Genomic DNA, 21,365 nt, shown 5'->3' with positions numbered 1-21,365 from the left:
CCTCGAGAGAATGCGGATCCTCACGATCATGTCTCGCCACCGTGTACCCCCTCGGGCTGGGCTAATGGGGTAGCAAACACATTGCAGATTAGCGCCACGTAATACGGTGAATGCGGGCAACCGCCGAGTTCTCCGCCACGCTACTTTAGGTCACATGCGTGCGATCGTGATTTCCGAACCCGGCGGACCTGAGGTTTTGGCCTGGCAGGAAGTGCCCGACCCGCGTCCCGGCGCAGGTGAGGTCGTCATCGAGGTCGCCGCCTCGGCCGTCAACCGGGCGGACCTGCTCCAGCGCCGCGGCTTCTATCCGCCGCCGCCCGGAGCCTCCGAGATCCCCGGGCTCGAGTGCTCCGGGACGATCGTCGAAGTCGGCGAGAACGTCCCGCGTCTCGCGCCCGGCGACCGGGTCTGCGCCCTGCTGGCCGGCGGCGGATACGCCGAACGCGTGGCGGTCCCCTGGCAGCAGGTGATGCCGGCGCCGGAGGGAATCGCGCTGGACGAGGCCGCCGGTCTCCCCGAGGTCGCCTGCACGGTGTGGTCGAACGTCTTCATGACCGCCCGCCTGCGGAAGGGCGAGACCCTGCTCGTGCACGGCGGCGCGAGCGGCATCGGCACCCTGGCCATCCAGCTCGCCAAGGCGTACGGCTCGCGCGTGCTCGTGACGGCCGGCTCCGCGGACAAGCTCGCGCGCTGCCGCGAGCTCGGCGCGGACGAGGGCGTGAACTACCGCGAGGAGGACTTCGCCGAGCGGTTCGAGGGCCGGGCCGACGTCATCCTCGACATCATCGGCGCGAAGTACCTGCCCGGGAACCTGCGCGCCCTCGCCACCGGCGGCCGTCTGGTCGTCATCGGCATGCAGGGCGGCGCGAAGGGCGAGCTCGACCTCGGCACGCTGCTCGCCAAGCGGGCCTCGGTCCACGCGACCGGGCTGCGCAACCGCCCGGTGGACGACAAGGGCGTGATCTGCCGGGGCGTGGTGGACAACGTGTGGCCGCTCGTCGCCGCCGGAGCCGTACGGCCCGTGGTGCACGAGCGGATCCCCCTTGACCAGGCCGCTCGCGCCCACCGGACCCTCGAAGAGGGTGAACACATCGGAAAGCTCCTGCTGGTCAGGTGAGTTAGGTTGATGGGGTGAGCACGGTGTGCCCCGGCGAATCAGGAGTTGTAAGCGATCGATGAACGCAGACGAGAGCACGCCGCAGATCGTGGTCGTGGGGCCGCAGGGCCTCTCGGTCTCCGGCGGCAACGGTAAGGGCGAGCACGAGGAGCGGTCCGTCGCCGACCTGGTGGAGCAGCCCGCCAAGGTGATGCGGATCGGCAGCATGATCCGCCAGCTGTTGGAGGAGGTGCGGGCGGCTCCCCTCGACGACGCCAGCCGCAAGCGGCTCAAGGACATCCACCAGAGCTCCATCAAGGAGCTCGAGGAGGGTCTGGCCCCCGAACTGGTCGAGGAGCTGGAACGGCTGTCCCTGCCGTTCAGCGACGAGAGCGCGACCCCGCCGAGCGACGCCGAGCTGAGAGTCGCGCACGCCCAGCTCGTCGGCTGGCTGGAGGGCCTGTTCCACGGCATCCAGACCACGCTGTTCGCCCAGCAGATGGCCGCCCGGGCGCAGCTGGAGCAGATGCGCCGCGCACTCCCCGGCGGCATGGGCCAGGCCGCGCAGGACGACCAGGGCCACCGCGCGGGCGGTCCCTACCTGTAGAACCCCGACACTCGCTGACTCAGAACAAGGTCTCGAGCACGACCGCCACACCGTCGTCGTTGTTGGCCGCCGTCACGTGATCGACGGCGGCCAGCACGTCGGCGTGGGCGTTCGCCACGGCGTACGACGTGCCGGCCCAGGTCAGCATCGGCAGATCATTCGGCATGTCGCCGAAGGCGACCACCTCCGCGGGCTTGATCCCCCGCTCCTCGGCCAGCGTCGCCAGCGCTGTGGCCTTCGTCACACCGAACGCGCTCATCTCGATCAATGCCCGCCCGCTGGAGTGGGTCGGGGTCACGATGTCGCCGACGATCTCCAGCACCCCGCGGTGCAACTCGTCGGGGTCCATCGAGGGGTGCTGCGCGAGCAGCTTGGCGCACGGCCGGGACGTCAGCGCCGCGATGGCCACCATCCGCCCGTAGGCCAGCTCCCGGGCATCCCAGCGCCCCAGCGCGTAGTCGGACTCGTGCGCGAAGCCTCCCTCGTACTCCACCGAGAACGTGAGGTCGGGCACATGCCGCCGCAGCCGGGCGACGCACTCTTCGAGCACGTCGGAGTCGATCAGGTGCGACTCGACGATCTCCTCGGTGTGGAGGTCGTACACGAGCGCGCCGTTCGCGCAGATGGCGAGTCCGCGGTGCCGTACGGCTCCCGCGACGCTGTGCATCCACCGGGGCGGCCGCCCGGTCACGAAGACGAGGGTGCCGCCGGCCTCCTCCACCCGGGCGAAGGCGGCGGCGGTACGTGGAGAGACTGTTCCGTCGGTGCGCAGAGCGGTGCCGTCGAGGTCCGTGGCGACGAGGCGGGGGCAGGTCATGACAGGTTCCAGTGTGCACCGAGATAGGCCATGCCATGCCCTCGGCCACACCTCGGGCGAGAAATCTCCCCCGGACGTGGAACACCAACGGGCTACATAGTGTTAGATGTGAAGGCGTTGTATTAGCTGTTCCCGTAGCGAAAACCAGTTTGACTGTATGAGCCACCCGGGGAGCTGTGCGACACACCCGGGGTCCACGAGGTGTGGTCCCCAAGATTCACTTCCTTAGGGAGAGCAGTAATGGCTCAGGGAACCGTCAAGTGGTTCAACGCTGAGAAGGGCTTCGGCTTCATCGCACCGGACGGCGGCGAGCCCGACGTGTTCGTGCACTTCTCCGCCATCACGGGCAGCGGCTACCGCAACCTGGAGGACGGCCAGCGGGTCGAGTTCGAGGTCATCGCCGGTCCGAAGGGTCCGCAGGCGTCGAACGTCCGTGGTCTCTGACCTGACCTGACGAAGGCGGGGTTCGCCGTGGCGAGCCCCGCCTTTCGCATGTCCGGGGGCGTCCGGCCGTAAGCCGGGGCGAACCCGTGGAAGGCCTGCGCGCATGAAAGTTTCACGCGCGGAGGCCTTCTACGCGCTCGGACGCCGTCCGAACCGAGAGATTTACATCACATCTGACGGGCCCCGCCGTCAAAGGTGCGGATTCCACTTCTGCCGGACATCTGAGGCATTCGATGCCGGCCCGGCGCTGCCGCCGCAACCCGCCACAGAACGTGACCGTGAGACACGAAGACCTCCGGACGCGGTGGGCGGCACCACGCCGGAGGTCCCCGATCAGGGCCGGTGGATCTACCGGGACAGCGGCTCCAGGACGTCGAGCCCCACGTACGGCCGCAGCGCCTTGGGGACGACCACCGAGCCGTCGGCCTGCTGGTGGTTCTCCAGGATCGCCACGATCCAGCGGGTGGTCGCGAGCGTGCCGTTGAGCGTCGCCACGTGGTGCGGCTTGCCGTCCTCGTCCTTGTAGCGCACCTTCAGGCGGCGGGCCTGGAAGTCGGTGCAGTTGGAGGTCGAGGTGAGCTCGCGGTAGCGGCCCTGCGAGGGAATCCACGCCTCGCAGTCGTACTTGCGGGCCGCCGAGGTGCCGAGGTCGCCCGCCGCCGTGTCGATGACGCGGTAGGGCAGCTCCACCTTCTCGAGCATCTCCTTCTCCCAGGCGAGCAGCCGCAGGTGCTCCTCGTGGGAGTCCTCAGGCCGGCAGTAGGAGAACATCTCGACCTTGTCGAACTGGTGGACCCGGATGATGCCCCGGGTGTCCTTGCCGTACGACCCGGCCTCGCGCCGGAAGCAGGACGACCAGCCGGCGTACCGCATCGGCAGCGACGCCCGGTCGAGGATCTCGTCGGAGTGGTAGGCCGCCAGCGGCACCTCGCTGGTGCCGACCAGGTAGAGGTCGTCCTCGGGCAGGCGGTAGATCTCCTTGTCGTGGGCGACGTGGAATCCGGTGCCCTGCATCGACTCGGGCTTCACGAGCACAGGGGTGATCATCGGCGTGAAGCCCGCCTCGATCGCCTGCTGCATCGCCATGTTGAGCAGCCCGAGCTGAAGGCGCGCGCCGACGCCCCTCAGGAAGAAGAAGCGGGCGCCCGAGACCTTCGCGCCGCGCTCGATGTCGATCGCACCGAGCAGTTCGCCCAGCTCGACGTGGTCGCGGGGCTCGAAGTCGAAGACGGGCTTCTCGCCGATCTCCTCCAGCACCACGTAGTCGTCCTCACCGCCGGAGGGCGCGCCCTCCTCGACGATGTTCGGCACGGTCATGAGCAGGTCGTCGAGCTCGCTCGCCAGCGCGGCGGCCTCGGTCTCGGCCGCCTTCACCTGCGCGGCCAGTTCCTTCGCGCGGTCGAGCAGCGCCTGGCGCTCGTCTCCGGACGCGCGGGACACCGACTTGCCGATGCTCTTCTGCTCGGCGCGCAGCGACTCGAAGGTGTTGAGCGCGGCACGGCGGCGCTCGTCGAGCGACAGCAGGGTCTCCACGATCGAGTCGTCCTCGCCGCGGACGCGCTGCGACGCCCGGAGCCGGTCAGGGTCCTCACGAAGGGTTCGCAGGTCAATCACGGCTCAAAGGCTACCGGAGCCGGTGCGGCTCCCGCCCGTCAAGCGAGACCGGCGCGGATCTTTCCGAGCCATTCGGCGGCCTCGGCGAAGTCCGCGTCGGCCGTACCCTCCTTGATCTGCGTCGGAACCCGGTCGGCCCGCGGATAGCTGCCGAGGAAACGCAGGTCGTCGCAGAGCCGGTGGAGCCCGGCGACGGCCTCCCCGACCCGGGCGTCGGCGATGTGCCCCTCGAAGTCGAAGTGGAAGAAGTAGCGGCCGATGCCGTCGCCGGTGGGACGCGACTCGATGCGGGTCAGGTTGACCCCGCGCACCGCGAACTCGCTCAGCATCTCCAGCAGCGCGCCCGGGTGGTCGTCGCGCAGGAAGGCCACGAGCGAGGTGCGGTCGGCGCCGGTCGGCTCGGGCAGCCGCCCGGGCCGGTTCACCTTGATGAACCGGGTGACGGTGTCGGAGCGGTCGCCGATGTTCGAGGCGATCGCGTCGAGCCCGTAGTACTCCCCGGCGATGGCCGGGCTGATCGCCGCGTCGTACGGAGACTCGGGAGAGGCGACCTCCTGCGCGGCGGCGGCCGTCGACGAGGCCGGGATCACCACGGCGCCGGGCATCTCCCGCTCGATGAACCCGCGGCACTGGGTGTGGGCCGCCGGGTGGGTGGTGATCCGCTTGATCTGGGCCAGCTCGGTGCCGGGCCGCACCAGCAGGGAGAACTCGACCGGAAGCAGCCACTCGCCGGTGATGTGGAGCGGCCTCCCTCCGGCCAGCTCGTCGAGGGTCTGGGTGATCGCCCCCTCCACCGAGTTCTCCAGCGGGACCACCGCGCCGTCCGCCTCGCCGTTGCGGGCGGCGTCGAGCGCGGCTCCGACGTTGGCGCAGGGCAGGCGCTCGGCATCCGGCTCCAGGAGCCGCAGGGCCGCCTCACAGAAGGTGCCCTGAGGCCCCAGGTACGCGAGCTTCGACATGTCCCAAGGGTATCCGCAGGTAGGTGTGGCGGGCATGCGGAGACACTCCTGGGCTGACCGGCTTCCGCCCGTGCACCGCCGTCCCGGCTCAGCGGGGGAGGCGTTGCGGCTCGACCTCCGGTCCGATGCCGAGCCTGGCGGCCCGCACGGCGTGCTCCTCCTCCGGCGACAGCGGCTGCAGCCCCTTCCCTCCGCGTACGGCACGGGCGTACGTGCGGGTCTCGGTGCGTCCGTTGATGGACGTCAGCACGACGCCGTCGCCGAAGCCGTTGATGAGCGCGAGCGAGAACGACAGCCTGCCGGTCATCTCGTCGAGCGCGTCGTATCGATACAACGCCACGTCGCGGATCGCCCTGCTGTCCACCGGGCCCTCGACGGCGGCCCGCCGATCCAGGGCGTCCAGGCACACCCGCACGGAACGGCGGGCGGCGCGCAGCGCGATCAGGCCGACGGCCACGCCGGTCACCCCCGCCAGGACACCGGCCATCTCCACAACGGTAACCAGCACGGCACCGAGCGTAATGAATTGGTCAAGTGGCCGCAGCGGGAACGGCGACAGCGGCCCGCCGCCGGGGCAACCAGGATCCGAGGAGCCAGACGAGGCCGATCGCGCCGAGGCCGAACGCGTTCTGCACGATCTTTCCCGCTACCGGGCTGAGCACGGGGATCTCCAGCGCCTTGAGCGTCACGCCCCACCACGGGATGGGCAGCACATAGTAGAGCCATACGCCCGCCGCGACCAGCAGCCGGACCCGGTCGCGCCCCGACCCCGCGAGGGCCGCGAGCACGACCACGACCCAGGCGATGTGGTGGATCCAGGCCACCGGCGACAACAGCACCGCCATCAGCCCCGTGAGCGCCACCGCGGTCGTGACGTCGCCGTCCAGGTAGGCCCGCCGGGCGCGGCGGAAGCCGTACCAGCCGATCACGGCGACGGCGGCGAGCCAGAGCACCGTGGTCAGCCAGCCGGGCAGGTAGAGCCTGAGCAGCATGCCGCGCAGCGACTGGTTGGTGGTGGCGGCGTTCGCGCCGAGGCGCTCGGAGTCGAGCAGCGCCCCGAACCAGAAGTCCCGGGCGTCGTCGAAGATCACCAGGAACGGCAGCAGCGTGAGCAGGGCCGCCGTGAACACCGCCATGAAGAAGGCACGGCGCTGTCCTTCATCCCCCTCCCGGGCGGGGAAGGCGGTGATCGCCAGGTAGACGAGGAACACGCCGGGGGTGAGCTTCACCGCCGTGGCGAGGCCGATCAGCATCCCGCGCGGCCACCACGGCCTGCGCGCCACGCAGTCGAGCAGGCACAACGCCAGGAGGAACAGGTCCACCTGGCCGAACCTGAACTGGTCCCTGATCGGCATGAGATAGGTGCACGCGGCGCACAGCACGGCGAACAGCAGCGGCGCGGCCAGGGCGCCGCGCACCCCGTCCAGGAAGGCCCGGAAGGCGTGCCGGACCGTCACGGCGAGAACGGCGACGATGGCGACCGTCCACACCCACTGCGCGACCGGCCACGACATCATGGCGAGCGGCACCGCCAGCATCGCGGCCACCGGCGGATACGTGAACGGCAGCAACTGGGGAGCCGGCGTGATCACGTCGTAGACGGGCAGACCCCGCAGCAGCGCCCAGCCGCCCGTACGGTAGACGTCCAGGTCCACCAGACGCTGGTCCTCGGGGTTGGTCAGCCAGTAGGCGATCAGCGGCGACGCCGCGGCGGCCAGCGCCACCAGGGCGAGCGCCCACGCCCAGGCGGGCCGGCGGGCCCCCGCGATCCGGCCAGTCGTCATGACCAGGCAGGCTACCGTGGACCGTGTCCGCACCGTTATCGATCATGAGGGAGCGCGGGACAGTGCCACCTGGATCAGCGACGGCTCCGGGCCCGGCGGCCCGGGCCGCGGCGGGGCTCTTCGCGTCGATCCTGGTGCTCGTCGTGGCGGCCCTCGTCCTGCCCGCCGCTCCCGCGTCGGCTTCACAGCACGCCGCAGCGGTGACGGGCCGGGTCGTGATGATCGGGGTGCCCGGCCTCCGCTGGGACGACCTCGACCCGCGGCGGACCCGCGCGCTGTGGGGACTGGCCGCCCGCGGCGCCGGCGCGTCGCTGTCCACGAGGACGGTCCCTCCCGAGGGGCTGCCGGTGACCTGTCCGGCCGCCGGCTGGCTGACGGTCTCCGCGGGCCAGCGGGCGGGAACTCCCGGCACCGGGTGCGGCCCCCTTCCCGAGCCCGTCACCGGCGCCGGCGGCACGGCGACGATTCCGAACTGGTCCGAACTGGTCGCCGTGCAGCAGTCCGGTCCGTTCAAGGCCCGGCTCGGGCTCCTCGCCGACGCCGTGACCGCCGCCGGGGGAAAGATCGCGGCCATCGGCCCGGGGGCCGCCCTGGCCGCCGCCGACCGGTCCGGCAGGGTCGCGACGTATGCCGCGGCACCCGCCGCGCTGCCCGATCTCACGCCGTACGCCCTCGTGGTCGCCGAGGCGGGGGAGATCACCGGGGCCCAGCCCGACGACCCGGCCGACGACGGGCGCGGACAGGCGCGGCGGGCGGCCGTGAGCGCGGCCGACCGGACCGTCGCCGAGGTGCTCGCCAAGGTGCCCGCCGGTTCGACCGTGCTCGTGGCGGGGCTGTCCGACTCCCCCGGCCGCGGCGAGGGTTCCATCGCCCACCTGCACGTCGCGATCGCCGCCGGCGGGCCGTACGGGCACGGGTGGCTGACCGCCGCCTCGACCCGGCAGCGGGCGCTGGTCACGATCACCGACGTCACGACGACGGTCACGCACCTGCTCGGCCTCCCCACTCCCGAGGGCGCGGTCGGCAGGGCGTGGTCGGACGGAGGCGCGGCGCCGCCGGTGAGCGAGGCGGCCCCCGGGCTCGCCGACGCCGACCTCGCGAGCCAGGTGCTCAGGGAGGTCAGGGAGCCGTTCTTCATCACGCTGGTCGCCGCGCAACTGCTCTTCTACGGCCTGGCCGCGCTCGTGATCAGGCGCCACCGGCGGATGCTGACGACCACACGGGTCGTCGCGACGATCAGCGGCGCGCTCCCGGTGTCGATCTTCCTGGCGCAGCTCGTGCCGTGGTGGGGCTTCGCGCATCCGATGCCCGCCCTGCTCGGCACGATCCTGGGCTTCGCCGTCCTGCTGGCCGGGCTCGCGTACGCTGCGCCCTGGCGCCGCCACGTGCTGGGGCCGCCCGCCGTGGTCGCCGGGATCAGCTCGCTCGCGCTCCTCGCCGACGTGGTGACGGGCTCGCGGCTGCAGGTGAACGCGGTGGCCGGCTACGAGCCCGTGACCGGCGGCAGGTTCTACGGCTTCGGCAACATGGCCTTCGCCGTCTACTCGACCGGCACGATCCTGCTCCTGGCGGCCGTCGCCTGCGCGCTGCGCCGCCGGCCGAGGCTCGCCGTGGCCGTCTGCGTGGCGTACGGCCTGCTCGCGATCGCCGGGGACGGCTGGCCGACCTGGGGCGCGGACTTCGGCGGGGTGCCGTCGTTCGTCCTCGGCGTGGCGGTGTGCGTGCTGATGGTCACGGGCAGGCGGGTGTCGATCCTCCGGCTGGGGCTGGTCGCCGTGGCGGGGGTCGTGCTCATCACGCTGATCGCGGTGGCCGACTGGCTGCGCCCCGCCGACCGGCGGACCCACCTCGGGGCGTTCGTCCAGCAGATCATCGGCGGCGAGGGCGGCTCGGTCGTCGGGCGCAAGCTCGGGGCGATGCTCCACACGCTGGGCAATCTCCCGCTGACGCTGCTGTCGGTGGTCGCGCTGGCGTTCCTGTTCCTCGTGCTGGCCCGGCCGTCCCGGTGGGGCGCGCCCGCGCTGAGCCTGGCCTACGAGCGGGCGCCGGAGCTGCGGGCCGGGCTGTTCGGCGCACTGACCGCGGCGTTCACCGGGTTCCTGATCAACGACTCGGGGATCGCGATTCCGGCGATGGCCCTGACGGTCGCGGTGCCGCTGACGCTCGCGGCGTCCGTACGCGCGCTCCAGACCGCGCCGCCCACCACAGCAGCGCGATCGTCAGCGCCAGCAGGAGCGACGGCGCCACCCAGCCCCTGACCACGTCGACGAGCCACCCCAGGTCGTCCGGCTGATCCGCCTGACGCGCGGGCAGGTAGGCCGACGCGAGCACGGCGAGCCGGGCGACCAGGAACGCCTCCAGGCCCGGCCAGGCGACCAGGGCCAGCAGCGCGAACCCCAGCCCGTCATACCAGGGCAGCGCGTACGGCGTGGCGAACAGCCAGGCCACGGCGACGGCCAGGGCGACCACCGGCCCCTCGCGGCCGGCCGCAGGACGTCCGCGCAGGAGGAGGGCGGCGAGCGCGGCCAGCAGGAGCAGCGACCCCACCTGGATCCAGGCCCGGTAGGCCCCGGGTCCGAACACCGTCTGCAGCGCCCTTTGGGCCAGCTTCCACGGCGTGGCGAGCGAGACCGACTTGCTGGCGTTGACGAGCTGATCGAGCGAGTGGGGCCCGGCGAGCAGGTATGCCACGAGCACGGTCAGCGCCGCCGTCCCGGCGACCAGGGCGAGCCGCCGGGGGCTCCTGCGCAGCTCCCACGCCGTGCCCAGCGCCACCAGGCCCACGGTGGCCTTGACCGCGACGCCCAGGCCGAGCGGCACGCCCCGGCGGGCGACCAGCCCGGCCACGACGAACGCGATCGCCACGGTGTCGAGGTGCATCCCGGCCACGAGCTCATAGACGATCAGCGGGTTGGCCGTCCACAGCAGGGCCGCGCGGCGCTGCCTCACGGGATCGCCGGCGGTGGCGCGGTGGAGCAGCAGGCCGGTGGCGACGAAGGCGGCGGCGTTGACCAGCGCCATCACGAAGACCGTGAGGCGGACCGACTCGCCCCCGAGGTGGCTCGCCAGCGCCTGTACGGCCGTCGCGACCGGGCCGTACACGCTGGGCGTCCTGGTCCATTCCTCCACCCGCCCGACGACGGGATCGGCGGGAAGGTCGGCGGGCACGGTCGCGTACGGGTCGTAGCCGAGGGCCGCCATCCGGCCGTACGCCGCGTAGTTGAGGTGGTCGGCCGACCCGGAGGGCGGCAGGAACGCGAGGACCGCGGCGGCGGCGCACCCGGCGACGACCAGCGTGCGCGCCCGCGGCATCCGGTCGGCGTACGCGAGGCCGGCGGCCAGGCCGGTCGTGCCGAGGACGAGCGCCGCGGCGGCCAGCGCGACGACGAGATGACCGTCGGGTGCGAGACCGAGCGAGTAGGGGGGCTGCCACGACCTCCCGGGCAGCCCGGGCACCATCGAGGACGGCCCGAGGACGCCGATCGTGATCGTGAGGACGACCGAGAGGCCGCCGGCGGCCGGGGCCAGCCGGGCGGCGATCCGTGCGCGCCCCCGCGAATCCACCCCAGAATTCCACCACATCAGCCCGCCGTCACCGGCCGGCCGCCGTGCCCGGCGGCAACGGCCGCGCCTCCGGGCGCGGCACTCGTACGACGCTGCGGTTCAGAGGCTCAGAGGCTCAGCGGCGCGGCGGGCGGAGGGCGGCGCGCGCCTGGTCCACCGCGGGCTCGCGGGCGGCGAGGGCCAGGCCGACGTCGCGGAGCTGCTTGGCCCTGTGCAACTGGGCGCGCCAGTCGGTGCCGGTCGCCCGGTGCGACATCTCGACCTCGGCCTCGATCACCCGGAAGCCCTTCCTGAGCAGATCGACGGTCATGCCGGTCTCGACGCCGAAGCCGTGGGCGAGCGGCCGGGCCGCCTCGAACGCCGCCCGGGTGAGGCACCGCTGCCCGTTGAGCGGCTGGGTGGCCTCCCAGCCGGTGAGCCGCTTGATGCCGTCACGGGCCAGCCGTACGACGATGCCGTGCCCGCCGAGCTTCACCCTGGTCGCGAACTTCGCGATGGTCATGTCGGCCTCGCCCGAGCGCACCGGCGCGATCAGCGGGAGGGCCGCCGCCGCCGTCTCGCCCAGGTCGGCGTCGAGGAACAGCAGGTGCCGGGGATGGTCCTCGTCCAGGAGGCGCACGGCCTCGGCGCCGCTCTCCATCGCCGCCGCCTTGCCCCGGTTGCGGCTGTGCCGTACGACCCGGGCGCCCGCCGCCCTGGCCACCCGGCCGGTCTCGTCGGACGAGCCGTCGTCGACCACGACCACGAGATCCACGCCGGGCAGCTTCAGGGCGGCGGTCACAGTGGCGCCGATCCGGTCGGCCTCGTCCTTCGCCGGGATCACCACCGCGGTGTCCGGCTCGGGCACTGCCATCTCCCCCATGCGCCTAGCCCTGATGCTCGGCCGTGAGCAGGTCGGCGGGCACCGTGTCGTGCACGGTGAACACCGAGTCCAGACCGGTGACCTGGAGGATCTTGCGTACCGCCGGTCTCGGCGCCGCCACCTCCAGTGTGCCGCCCCGTTCGCGCAGCCGTTTGAGCGCCGACAGCAGCACGTTCATGCCCGTGGAGTCGCAGAACTCCACTCCGGACATGTCGATGACCACCCGGTCGGGCCCGGTCTCCAGCAGACGGGTGAACTCCGCCTGCAGCCGGGGCGCGGTATATAGGTCGATTTCGCCGAAGACGGCCATGACGGCCTGACCGGCGTGGGATTGCGTCGCGACTTTGAGCTCCACGAGGCGCACACTAGCGTCGTCCCGGCCCCGGGTCACGCTCCATCGGTTTCGTCGAAGAGTCGTCCGCCCTTTGTCCCCGATTCCGGCCCCACGTAAACGCCGAGTGCGCGAAGCTTGACGCTATGCGACACCGGCGTCGCCGGATGGAGGGCCCGGAACCTCCGCGTCTTGGTCGTCACTTCGCAAAGGAGGGCGGGCGCCGAGCACAGCGGGCCCGAGAGCAGATGAACAGTGAAATACCCGAGGATCCACAGCGGCGCGTGCTGCGCGAGCATCTGGAGACCATCCAGGTGCGCACCGAGAAGGCCTCGTCGTGGCGCGACGCGGCCGAGCCGCTGCGCGGCCTGGTCAACCGCGAGGGGTACGTCCCGGTCAGCGCCCGGTTGGCGGCCGAGGACCTCGACTTCCTCGCCGAGGCGCGCGAGGAGCTGCTGAGCTTCTCCGAGCTCGGCATCCGGCTGCTCGATCTGCACCAGCCCAGGGACGCGGGCGGCATCTCGAGCGACCCGGCCAACCCGATCCTGCGGTGCCGGAGCTGCATGTGGCGCTGGCCGTGCCCCACGTTCCGGGCCATGGCGGAGGCGTTCACCCCGCGCCAGCGGGAGGCCGCACCGGACGTCCCCTCCTGGCGCGGCCAGCTGGAGCACCAGCGCGACCTGTGACCCGGGCGGCCAGAGCCGCGCCGAGCTGGGCTTTCGTGCCGGGATCCGGCGACGCCAAGAGTTACAAGTCATCATTAAGTGTTCTCCATGGAGGCGTCCGTACCTTCCTCTGTGTAAGGGCCGGCGCGCGCAGACGTGCGCCGGCCGACACAGGAGGGGAAGAGCGTCATGAAACTGGTCTACAAGGTCCTGGCCTCACTCGTCGCGGCCGAGGTCGCCGTGCAGGCGATGATGGTCGTGCTCGGCGACGCCGGGCTGTTCAAGTACGTCGAGCAGGGCGGTGTGATCGACAAGGCGAGCGCGGAGAGCGGAGGGATGGAGTTCCCCGAGTTCTTCGCCTTCATGGTCCACGGCATCAACGGGATGATGGTCATCCCCGTGATCGCCCTGCTCCTGCTGATCTCCTCGTTCTTCGCGAAGGTCCCCGGAGCGGTCAAGGGGGCCGTCCTCGTGGTCCTGCTCGTCGCCGTCCAGGTCTCCCTGGGCCTCCTCGGCCACGAGATCCCCGCCCTGGGCGCCCTGCACGGCCTCAACGCGCTGCTGCTGTTCAGCGCGGCCGTCCACGCCGCGCTTCGCGGCCGCCGGGCGGCGGCGGGCGCGACCGCCCAGCCCCACGCCCGTGTCGAGACCGCCGTCTGACGACAACTCGCATGGACGCGACTCGCCGTCGCGGTGCCCGCCTCCGGCTCGCCCTGGCGGGCGCCGCGACCATCGCCCTGCTCGGCCCGCTGGCCTGGATGTGGCAGGACAGTCTGATGCCCGGTGCGTACTCCGTCATGGACATGGGGTACGCGGACTACGGCGGCGCCCTCACCCACATGGCCGCCGGCACCTCCGCGCACTCGGAGCACACGCACTCGGAGCACAGCGGGCAGCCGGAGCACAGCGGGCACTCGGCGCACACGGCGTCGGCGCGCAGCCTGACGTCGCTGACGGCCGATCCGGACCGCGCGGCCGACGTCTCGATCACCCTGGTCGCGCGCAGGCAGCGGTTCCGGCTGGCCCCCGGCCGACCGGTGGACGGCTACACGCTGAACGGCACCTCGCCCGGCCCGGTCATCCACGCGACCGTCGGGCAGTTGGTGCAGGTCCGCCTGGTCAACGAGTCCGTGCCGGACGGCATCACGCTGCACTGGCACGGCGTCGACGTGCCCAACGCCGCGGACGGGGTCGCCGGTGTCACCCAGGACGCGGTCGGCGTGGGCCGGTCGTTCACCTACCGGTTCGTCGCCGGCCAGGCCGGCACCTTCTGGTACCACTCCCACCAGGTGTCCCACGAGCAGGTGCGCCGCGGTCTGCTGGGCGCCCTGGTGGTGACCCCGGCGGCGCGACCGCCCGCGGGCACGGCCGACGTCGTGGCGCTGCTGCACCTCTACGACGGGGCCCGCACGATCAACGGGCGTGAGGGAGACGTCCGCGCCGAGGCGCGCCCCGGCGAACGGGTGCGCGTACGGGTGATCAACACGGAGAACGGCCAGACGCCCGTATGGGTCGGCGGCGCCCCGTTCCGGCTCGCCGCCGTCGACGGCACCGACCTGCACGACCCCGCTCCCGTAAGGGACACCGCCGTGACGGTCACGGCGGGAGGCCGCGCCGACATCGAGGTGACCATGCCCGAGGACGGCTCGCCGGTGCGGGTGCACGTCGGCGGCCCGGCCGGCGTCGTGCTCGGTTCGCGGTCGTACGACGTGCCCGCCGTCCCCCGGCCCGCGACCTCGCTGGACCTGCTCCACTACGGCACGCCGGCGCCGCTCGGGTTCGACCCGGACCGGCCCGATCGGCGGTTCGACTACGAGATCGGGCGCCGCCCGGGCTTCCTCGACGGACGTCCGGGGATCTGGTGGACGATCAACGGCCACATGTTCCCCGACGTGCCGATGTTCGTCGTCGCCGAGGGCGACGTGGTGCGGGTGCGCATCGTCAACGACAGCGGCGAGCCGCACCCGATGCACCTGCACGGCCACCACGCCGTGGTGCTGAGCCGCGACGGCGTGCGCGCGACGGGCGGCCCCTGGTGGGTGGACTCGCTCGAAGTCGGCACCGGCGAGTCGTACGACATCGCCTTCGTCGCCGACAACCCCGGCATCTGGATGGACCACTGCCACAACCTGCCGCACGCCACGGAGGGTCTCGTCGCCCATCTCATGTACGAGGGCGTCACCACGCCCTTCACCGTGGGCGGGACGGCCGGGAACGAGCCGGAGTGACTCCCGGCCGAGGCGAGCCCCGCGAAGGCCGCCCCACACCACGACCTGGTCTCGTGATGTGGAACGGTCCGGCCCACGGCCGTGAACCTTTCATGACAGGCGATGTCACCCGCGCAGGATCGCGTTCCGGTCCGGGCGGCGCCCCCGCATGTCACCGTGCCGGGATCCCTGACTGCGAGGGCCACCGGACCGCATCGCGACCTCTCATCGGTTGATCTCCGCCGCCCCGATGAGAACGTGAGGACGGCTGCTCGCATGATCAGCCCGCGAAGGGAGGAGTCTCGCATGGTTCGCACGTTCCAGTCCTGGGGCGACCGCCTGCTGGCCCGCCTGGTGCCGAGGACCGAGGCGTCGGCCGCCGTGCCGTGCTGGTGCCCGGGCTACAGCCAGGCCGGCCCGAACTGCCCCTGCAACAACGGCGTACGGCAGGTGTGCTGCTACGGCGGCAACTACGGCTACTACTGCTACAGCCAGGCCTGCTGAGGTTCCGGCGCGGCGGGTCACGCGCGGGCGACGCCCGCGCGCGGCCTCGGCCGGCCGGGTCACCTCTCGGCGATCACGCGTGGTGCGCGGCGGAGTCCGAGCCGAAGGGGAAATCCATGAACTACCTGCTCCTCGCCTGCCGGATGGCCATCGGGCTGACGTTCCTGGTCTCACTCGCGTCGAAGCTGCGCGGGCGGGAGTCGTGGCTGCGGTTCGCCGACGCCACGGCGCGGCTGCTTCCCGCTCATATGGGGGCCCTGCGAGCGGAGCGGCGCCACGCGCTCGCGACCGTGGTGGCCGTCGCGGAGGGGGCCGTCGTCGTGCTGATGACCGTCCCGGCCACGGTGTCCGCCGGGTTCGCGGTGGCGCTGGCCGCGCTGGCGGCGTTCTCCTTCGTCATCCACGCCGCGATCCGCAGGGGGCTCGCGGTCCCCTGCCACTGTTTCGGCGGCAGGAAGCTTCCGGTCGGGCCCGCCGACCTCGCCCGCAACGCCCTCCTCGGGCTGATCGCCCTCACCGGCCTGGCGCTGACGGTCCTCGTTCCCGTACGCGGGCCGGCCGAGCCCGCGGGAGCGGCGGTCGCGGCCCTGGCCGCGCTCCTGGTGACGGTCCTGGTCGTGCTGACGGGAGAGATCGCCGACCTGTTCGGGCTCACCCGGGAGAGCAGGTAGCGGTGGCCCACCCGGTCAGGGGGCGGCTGATCCTCCTTCCTGTCGTGGCCGTGGCGCTCTCCGGCCTGGCCGTGGTCGCCTGGCTGCGCCGGCGGTTCGTCCTGGTCGAAGTGTCCGGCACGAGCATGCGGCCGAGCTTCCGCACGGGAGATCGCGTCCTGGTGCGGCGCGTCCCACCGCACGGCGCACGGGTGGGCGAGGTCGTCGTGATCGAGGCGCCACGGCCTCGCAGTCACCAGCCGGGGCCGGAACGGAAATGGCATATCAAGCGGATCGCGGCGGTCGGGGGCGATCCGGTGCCCGAACAGGTGGCCGACGCCCCCGCGCTCCGGGGCGCCGACCGGGTGCCGGCCGGCCATTTGGTCGTGCTGGGGGACGACCCGCGCTCGAGCCTGGACTCGCGCCAGCGCGGCTTCGTGCCCGCCGACCGGGTCCTCGGAGTGGTCCTGCGGCGGTTGCCGCCGGACGGCAGTCGCTGAAAATCACGGCCCAAGCAGGGAGATCTCATGCCGTTCCTCATCGCCTTCGTCGCGGTCGTCGGGGTCTTGTGCGCCGTGGACCTCGTCCTGTCCGTGGGCATCATCCGAAGGCTCCGTGAACACTCGGAGGCGTTGGCGGCGTTGCGGCGCGGGCCCGGGGTCATGGCCCCCGCGGGGTCGGCCGTCGGCCCGTTCACCGCCGTGACCACGGACGGGGAGACGGTGTCCGACGACACCCTCCCCGGGACGCCCACCCTCGTGGGCGTCTTCTCGCCGGGCTGCCCCGCCTGCGCCGAACGCATGCCGTCGTTCGTCGACGCCGCCAAGAACCGTGCGGGCGGGAGGTCGTCGGTCCTCGCCGTACTGGCCGGCCGCGAGGAGGACGTCGCGGCGGAGCGTGCCGCGCTCGAACCCGTCGCCCGCGTGGTGATCGACGGCTCCGGCGGCGGCCTCACGAGGGCGCTGTCGGTGTCCGGGTTCCCCGCCTTCGCGCTGGTCGACGCCTCCCGCACGATCCTCGCGAGCGGCACCAGCATGGAGGGCCTGGGCGCGTGAAGGCCGTCTGGGCGGCCGTACGGCTGGCGTGGGAGGCGGGCAGGGCGAGGCTGGCGGCCTACGGCGCGCTGATCGCGGCCGGCGCGGTGGTCCCACCGGCCATCGCCTGGCTGACCAAGGCCGTGCTCGACCTGGTCGCCCACGGGACGGCGACGCCGGCGTCGATCGCCTGGCTCGGCGCCGCACTCGCCGCCTGCGGGACCACGGCGGCCGTCGTCCCCCAGATCACCCTGTATCTGCGGGAGGAGATCGGCAGGAGGATCGGCGTCGTCGCGCAGGACCGCCTGTTCCTCGCCACCGAGCGGTTCGTCGGCCTGGCCAGGTTCGAGGATCCCGCCTTCCTCGACAGGTTGCGGCTCGCGCTGCAGTACGGCGGCGCCACGCCCGGCATGGTGGTCATGGCCGCCTTCGGGATCGTCAGGTCGCTGCTGGCCGGTGCGGGCTTTCTCGGCGCTCTCGCCCTGATCAGCCCGTGGATGGCCGTCCTGGTGGCGGCCACCGCCGTGCCGGGCCTGGCGGCCGAGGTCTGGCTGTCCCGGCGCCGTGCCGCGATGCTGATCGGCATAGGCCCGAACGAGCGCAGGGAGTTCTTCTTCCAGGACCTCCTCCTGAGCGCCCAGGCCGCCAAGGAGATCAGGCTGTTCGGCCTCGCGGGCCACCTTCGCGGCCTGATGCGCGAGCAGCGCACGACCGCCGACGCCGAGCGCCGCCGCTCGGACCGCCGGGAGACGGCCGTCCAGAGCGTCATGGGGGGCGCGAGCGCGCTGCTGGCGGGGGCGGGTCTGGTGTGGGCCCTGCTGGAGACGCTCAGTGGAGGACGGACCGTGGGGGACGTCTCGCTGTTCGTCGCCGCCGTCGCCGGGGTCCAGGCGTCGATCACCGGTCTCGTCGGCGAGATCGCGACGATCCACCAGCAGGCGCTGCTCTTCGGCCACTACCTGTCGGTGCTGACGGCCCCGCCGGACCTCCCCGTACGGCCCGAGCCGGGATCGGTGCCCGGGCTGCGGCGGGGGATCGAGTTCCGCGACGTCTGGTTCCGCTACTCGGCCGAGCACGAGTGGGCACTGCGAGGCGTCTCGTTCACCATTCCGTACGGACACTCGGTCGGTCTCGTCGGCCGCAACGGCGCGGGCAAGAGCACGGTGGTCAAGCTGCTGTGCCGGATGTACGACCCGGAGCGGGGTGCGATCCTCTGGGACGGCGTCGACCTCAGGGATGTCGATCCCGCGCAGCTGCGGCGGCGGATCGGCTCGGTGTTCCAGGACTACATGACCTACGACATGAGCGCGGCCGACAACATCGGCCTCGGCGACCTCGACGCGATGGGGGACCGGGAGCGGATAACCGCGGCGGCCGGCCGGGCCGGGGCCGACGGCTTCGTCGGCGCGCTGCCCCGCGGCTACGACACACTGCTGTCGCGGATCTTCCTCGACGGCGGCGAGGCGGGCGTCCACCTGTCCGGCGGTCAGTGGCAGCGTCTCGCGCTGGCGCGCGCCTACCTCAGGGGCGGACGCGACCTGCTGATCCTGGACGAGCCCAGCTCGGGCCTGGACGCCGAGGCCGAGCACGAGATCCACAGCGGGCTGCGGCGGCATCGGGCGGGACGGACCAACCTGCTCATCTCGCATCGTCTCGGCTCGATCCGGGAGGCCGACCTGATCGTGGTCCTGGACGAGGGACGGGTGGCCGAGCGCGGCTCGCACGCCGACCTGCTGCGCCTCGGCGGCCTGTACGCGAACCTGTTCGCGATCCAGGCGGAGGGGTACCAGGTCGGCTGACGCGGCCACCCGGACCTGCGGGCCCAATGCACTGCGGGCCCAATGCACTGCGGGCCCAATGCACTGCGGGCCCATGCCCGGCATCCCGCCGACGCATAGGCCGGCGGCGTTCCCGATCACGCCGTGAACGCCGGAACCGGCCGAGCGGGCGACCCGCCCCGGAAAGGCGCTGTCAGGCCAGTGGCAGCGTGATCGTGAACAGGCAGCCGGGGCCCTCGTTGACCACACCGATCTCGCCGTTGTGGGCCTCCACGATGCCGCGCGCGATCGCGAGGCCGAGCCCGGCGCCGCCGTCGGGGCCGGGCGTCCGCGCCGCCTCGCCGCGGAACGCGACGTCGAAGACCCGGGGAAGGTCCTCCTCCGGGATGCCGCCGCAGCCGTCCAGCACGGACAGGCGGGCGGTCGTCCCTTCCGCCACCGCTCGTACGACGACCGCGCCCCCGGCGGGCGTGTGGCGGATGGCGTTCACCACCAGGTTGCGTACGGCCCGGCCGAGTTGCCCGGCGTCCGCGTACACCGGGACCCGCGGGTCCGCCTCGCCGGTGAGGTGCACGCCCTCGGCGCGGGCCAGCGGTTCGACGGCGGCGAGGGTGTCCGCGACGAGGTCGCCGAGCCCCGTACGGGTGGGCGCGGGCCGCAGCGTGCCCGCGTGGATGCGCGACAGCTCGAACAGGTCCTCCACCATCCCGGCGAGCCGGTCGACCTCCACCCTGATCTGGACGTGGTAGCGCTTGACGGTCTCGGGGTCGTCGGCCACCCCGTCCTCCAGGGCCTCCACCATCGCCCGCATGCCCGCGAGGGGAGTGCGCAGGTCGTGGCTGACCCACGCGACCAGTTCACGCCGCGCGCTCTCCAGCGCCCGCTCGCGTTCGCGACCCAGCCGCAGCCGCTCGTACGCCTGCTCGAGCGCGGTGCTGATGGTCTGCAGTTCGGCGGGGAGCGGTGCGGGCGGCGGGGTGAACCGGCCGGAGGGCGGCACGCTCTCCAGCGCGCCGACGAGGCTCCTGCTCGCGCGCACCACCGTGCGGGCGTTCACCAGCGCGACGCCGAGGCCCACCAGACCGCCGATGCCGACGACGGTGAGCACGATGTTCTTCGGCCGCCCGTCGATGATCATGGCGAGGGTGATGGCGACCACCCCGGCGAGCGTCGCGGAGACCGTCACGGCCGCGACGACCGCGAGCATCACGCCGATCGACCGGCGGCGCAGCACCCGCAGCAGCGCCAGGCCGAGGGCCGCGATGACGAGACCGAGCCCGGCGGCGACCGCGACGATCTGGACGATCATGACAGCGGCTCGTAGCGGTAGCCGACACCCCAGACCGTGACGATCCGGCGCGGGTCGGTGGGGTCGTCCTCGATCTTCTCCCGCAGTCTGCGCACGTGGACCGTCACGGTGGAGGAGTCGCCGAACGACCAGCCCCAGACCTGGTCGAGCAGGGCCGTGCGGCTGAACGCCTGACGGGGGTTGCGCAGCAGGTAGACGAGCAGGTCGAACTCCCGGGCGGTCAGTGTGATCTCCTTGCCGCCCAGGCACACCTCGTGGGCGCCGACGTCCACCACCAGGTCGCCGTCACGCAGCACGCCGGTGCCCGTCGGCACCAGCGCGCCGCGGGCCCGCCGCAGCACGGACTGCACGCGCAGCGCCAGCTCGCGCGGGCTGAACGGCTTCGTCACGTAGTCGTCGGCGCCGGTCTCCAGGCCGACCACCCGGTCCATCTCCTCGCCGAGAGCGGTCAGCATGATCACCGGGACGGGCCAGCGCTCCCGCAGCTTCCGGCAGACCTGCAGGCCGTCGAGCTTGGGCAGCATCAGGTCGAGCACCATCAGGTCGGGCGGGTCGGCCAGGGCCCGCCGCAGCGCCTCGGCCCCGTCGCCCACGCACTCGACCTCGTGCCCGTCCCGCTCCAGATAGCGGGCCACCACCTCGGCGACGGTGGGGTCGTCGTCCACCACGAGGACACGGGCGGGATTCGGGGAAGACTTCGAGGAGGACACGCCCTCAACGGTAAGTCCGCCGGGCGACCCGGCCGAGCCCCCGTCACCGTCTCGTAAGAACCGGCCGCCGCGGCGGTCGTCGCGACCCGGGCACGCCACTCCCGGCCGTCGCCTCCGTGCGCGCCGGGCGTGGCGTCATGACTGTCTGTTGGTGAACTGCCGCCGAACACGATGATTCACGTGAAACCTCATGGATCGCGGGTATGTGAACCGATTCTGGATCAAGCTCGCGGTTGTCGGTGTCACCGCGTACCTTGGGGCCATGGCCCGTACCGTACTGACCGTACTGGGGATCCTCCTGGCCGTCTGGCTGGTGATCGGATTCGTGATCCCCGCGCTGTTCGCGACACTGAAATTCCTGCTCATCATCGGGATCATCGCCCTCGTCGCCGTCGTGGTGGTCACCGTCGTCGGGAAGCTGTCCCGCTGA

The 21,365-nt window shown here is 72.3% G+C and carries 22 protein-coding genes; 12 read left to right on the top strand and 10 right to left on the bottom strand.

Annotated elements, in window-relative coordinates; genetic code table 11:
* Window positions 1-154: 154 nt before the first annotated feature.
* Window positions 155-1,117 carry an NAD(P)H-quinone oxidoreductase gene (locus HHX35_RS05415; protein WP_139579667.1) on the top strand — a complete coding sequence of 321 codons (963 nt, stop codon included), beginning with the start codon at window positions 155-157 and terminating at the stop codon, window positions 1,115-1,117.
* A 58-nt stretch (window positions 1,118-1,175) separates the two neighbouring features.
* Entirely contained in the window at window positions 1,176-1,703 is a 528-nt protein-coding gene (locus HHX35_RS05410) for a bacterial proteasome activator family protein (protein WP_041952877.1), read from the top strand.
* Between the two features lie 19 nt (window positions 1,704-1,722).
* Here the strand turns inward: HHX35_RS05410 and HHX35_RS05405 are convergent, their stop codons facing one another.
* Complete coding sequence (locus tag HHX35_RS05405) at window positions 1,723-2,520, bottom strand: Cof-type HAD-IIB family hydrolase (protein ID WP_041952878.1); 798 nt, start codon at window positions 2,518-2,520, stop codon at window positions 1,723-1,725.
* A gap of 240 nt (window positions 2,521-2,760) precedes the next feature.
* Here HHX35_RS05405 and HHX35_RS05400 point away from each other — a divergent pair, with 240 nt between their 5' ends.
* The gene (locus HHX35_RS05400; RefSeq protein ID WP_041952879.1) at window positions 2,761-2,964 is read left to right on the top strand and encodes a cold-shock protein; all 204 of its coding nucleotides are present in this window, start codon (window positions 2,761-2,763) and stop codon (window positions 2,962-2,964) included.
* Window positions 2,965-3,312: 348 nt separating this feature from the next.
* Here the strand turns inward: HHX35_RS05400 and serS are convergent, their stop codons facing one another.
* The 7 genes from serS to HHX35_RS05365 form a co-directional block, all read right to left on the bottom strand.
* Window positions 3,313-4,578, bottom strand: coding sequence for a serine--tRNA ligase (serS, locus tag HHX35_RS05395; protein ID WP_182897865.1), 1,266 nt, complete (start codon window positions 4,576-4,578; stop codon window positions 3,313-3,315).
* Between the two features lie 38 nt (window positions 4,579-4,616).
* Window positions 4,617-5,537 carry a prephenate dehydratase gene (gene pheA, locus HHX35_RS05390; protein ID WP_041952881.1) on the bottom strand — a complete coding sequence of 307 codons (921 nt, stop codon included), beginning with the start codon at window positions 5,535-5,537 and terminating at the stop codon, window positions 4,617-4,619.
* A gap of 88 nt (window positions 5,538-5,625) precedes the next feature.
* Window positions 5,626-6,045, bottom strand: coding sequence for a DUF4446 family protein (locus HHX35_RS05385; protein WP_052400088.1), 420 nt, complete (start codon window positions 6,043-6,045; stop codon window positions 5,626-5,628).
* A 22-nt stretch (window positions 6,046-6,067) separates the two neighbouring features.
* Window positions 6,068-7,321: a glycosyltransferase 87 family protein gene (locus HHX35_RS05380; protein WP_182897864.1), complete on the bottom strand. Its 1,254-nt coding sequence runs from the start codon at window positions 7,319-7,321 to the stop codon at window positions 6,068-6,070.
* 2,103 nt (window positions 7,322-9,424) lie between these two features.
* On the bottom strand, window positions 9,425-10,885 hold the full coding sequence (gene mptB / locus HHX35_RS05375) for a polyprenol phosphomannose-dependent alpha 1,6 mannosyltransferase MptB (protein WP_310738907.1): 1,461 nt from the start codon (window positions 10,883-10,885) through the stop codon (window positions 9,425-9,427).
* A gap of 115 nt (window positions 10,886-11,000) precedes the next feature.
* Window positions 11,001-11,747, bottom strand: coding sequence for a glycosyltransferase (locus tag HHX35_RS05370; protein WP_041952883.1), 747 nt, complete (start codon window positions 11,745-11,747; stop codon window positions 11,001-11,003).
* 4 nt (window positions 11,748-11,751) lie between these two features.
* Window positions 11,752-12,102, bottom strand: a complete 351-nt coding sequence (locus HHX35_RS05365; protein ID WP_030511009.1) for an STAS domain-containing protein — start codon at window positions 12,100-12,102, stop codon at window positions 11,752-11,754.
* Window positions 12,103-12,326: 224 nt separating this feature from the next.
* Between HHX35_RS05365 and HHX35_RS05360 the strand changes: the two genes are divergently transcribed.
* From HHX35_RS05360 to HHX35_RS44510, 8 genes are all read left to right on the top strand, one after another.
* Entirely contained in the window at window positions 12,327-12,764 is a 438-nt protein-coding gene (locus HHX35_RS05360; RefSeq protein WP_231532205.1) for a hypothetical protein, read from the top strand.
* A 168-nt stretch (window positions 12,765-12,932) separates the two neighbouring features.
* The gene (locus HHX35_RS05355) at window positions 12,933-13,403 is read left to right on the top strand and encodes a hypothetical protein (protein WP_041952884.1); all 471 of its coding nucleotides are present in this window, start codon (window positions 12,933-12,935) and stop codon (window positions 13,401-13,403) included.
* Between the two features lie 11 nt (window positions 13,404-13,414).
* Window positions 13,415-14,971 (top strand): multicopper oxidase family protein, encoded by a 1,557-nt coding sequence (locus HHX35_RS05350; RefSeq protein WP_182897862.1) that lies wholly within the window; start codon window positions 13,415-13,417, stop codon window positions 14,969-14,971.
* A 285-nt stretch (window positions 14,972-15,256) separates the two neighbouring features.
* Entirely contained in the window at window positions 15,257-15,454 is a 198-nt protein-coding gene (locus HHX35_RS05345) for a hypothetical protein (protein WP_041952886.1), read from the top strand.
* A gap of 116 nt (window positions 15,455-15,570) precedes the next feature.
* A complete protein-coding gene (locus tag HHX35_RS05340) occupies window positions 15,571-16,125 on the top strand; it encodes a MauE/DoxX family redox-associated membrane protein (protein ID WP_052400090.1) in 555 nt (184 codons plus the stop codon).
* A 2-nt stretch (window positions 16,126-16,127) separates the two neighbouring features.
* Window positions 16,128-16,604 (top strand): S26 family signal peptidase, encoded by a 477-nt coding sequence (locus tag HHX35_RS05335; RefSeq protein WP_220505073.1) that lies wholly within the window; start codon window positions 16,128-16,130, stop codon window positions 16,602-16,604.
* Window positions 16,605-16,631: 27 nt separating this feature from the next.
* Window positions 16,632-17,159 (top strand): TlpA disulfide reductase family protein, encoded by a 528-nt coding sequence (locus HHX35_RS05330; protein ID WP_041952887.1) that lies wholly within the window; start codon window positions 16,632-16,634, stop codon window positions 17,157-17,159.
* Window positions 17,156-18,937 carry an ABC transporter ATP-binding protein gene (locus HHX35_RS44510; RefSeq protein WP_182897861.1) on the top strand — a complete coding sequence of 594 codons (1,782 nt, stop codon included), beginning with the start codon at window positions 17,156-17,158 and terminating at the stop codon, window positions 18,935-18,937. Before HHX35_RS05330 ends, HHX35_RS44510 begins: the two co-directional genes overlap by 4 nt.
* A gap of 172 nt (window positions 18,938-19,109) precedes the next feature.
* On the opposite strand, the gene HHX35_RS05320 is transcribed toward HHX35_RS44510, so the two are convergent.
* Window positions 19,110-20,225 carry a sensor histidine kinase KdpD gene (locus HHX35_RS05320; protein WP_182897860.1) on the bottom strand — a complete coding sequence of 372 codons (1,116 nt, stop codon included), beginning with the start codon at window positions 20,223-20,225 and terminating at the stop codon, window positions 19,110-19,112.
* Window positions 20,222-20,935: a response regulator transcription factor gene (locus HHX35_RS05315; protein ID WP_041952890.1), complete on the bottom strand. Its 714-nt coding sequence runs from the start codon at window positions 20,933-20,935 to the stop codon at window positions 20,222-20,224. Before HHX35_RS05315 ends, HHX35_RS05320 begins: the two co-directional genes overlap by 4 nt.
* Before the next feature lie 262 nt (window positions 20,936-21,197).
* Between HHX35_RS05315 and HHX35_RS05310 the strand changes: the two genes are divergently transcribed.
* Window positions 21,198-21,365: a hypothetical protein gene (locus tag HHX35_RS05310; protein WP_182897859.1), complete on the top strand. Its 168-nt coding sequence runs from the start codon at window positions 21,198-21,200 to the stop codon at window positions 21,363-21,365.

It is taken from the genome of Microbispora sp. H10830, from assembly GCF_014161375.1.
Taxonomy (GTDB): domain Bacteria; phylum Actinomycetota; class Actinomycetes; order Streptosporangiales; family Streptosporangiaceae; genus Microbispora; species Microbispora catharanthi.
Note: the sequence above shows the minus strand (reverse complement) of the source record. Positions and strands in the feature narration are given on the sequence as shown.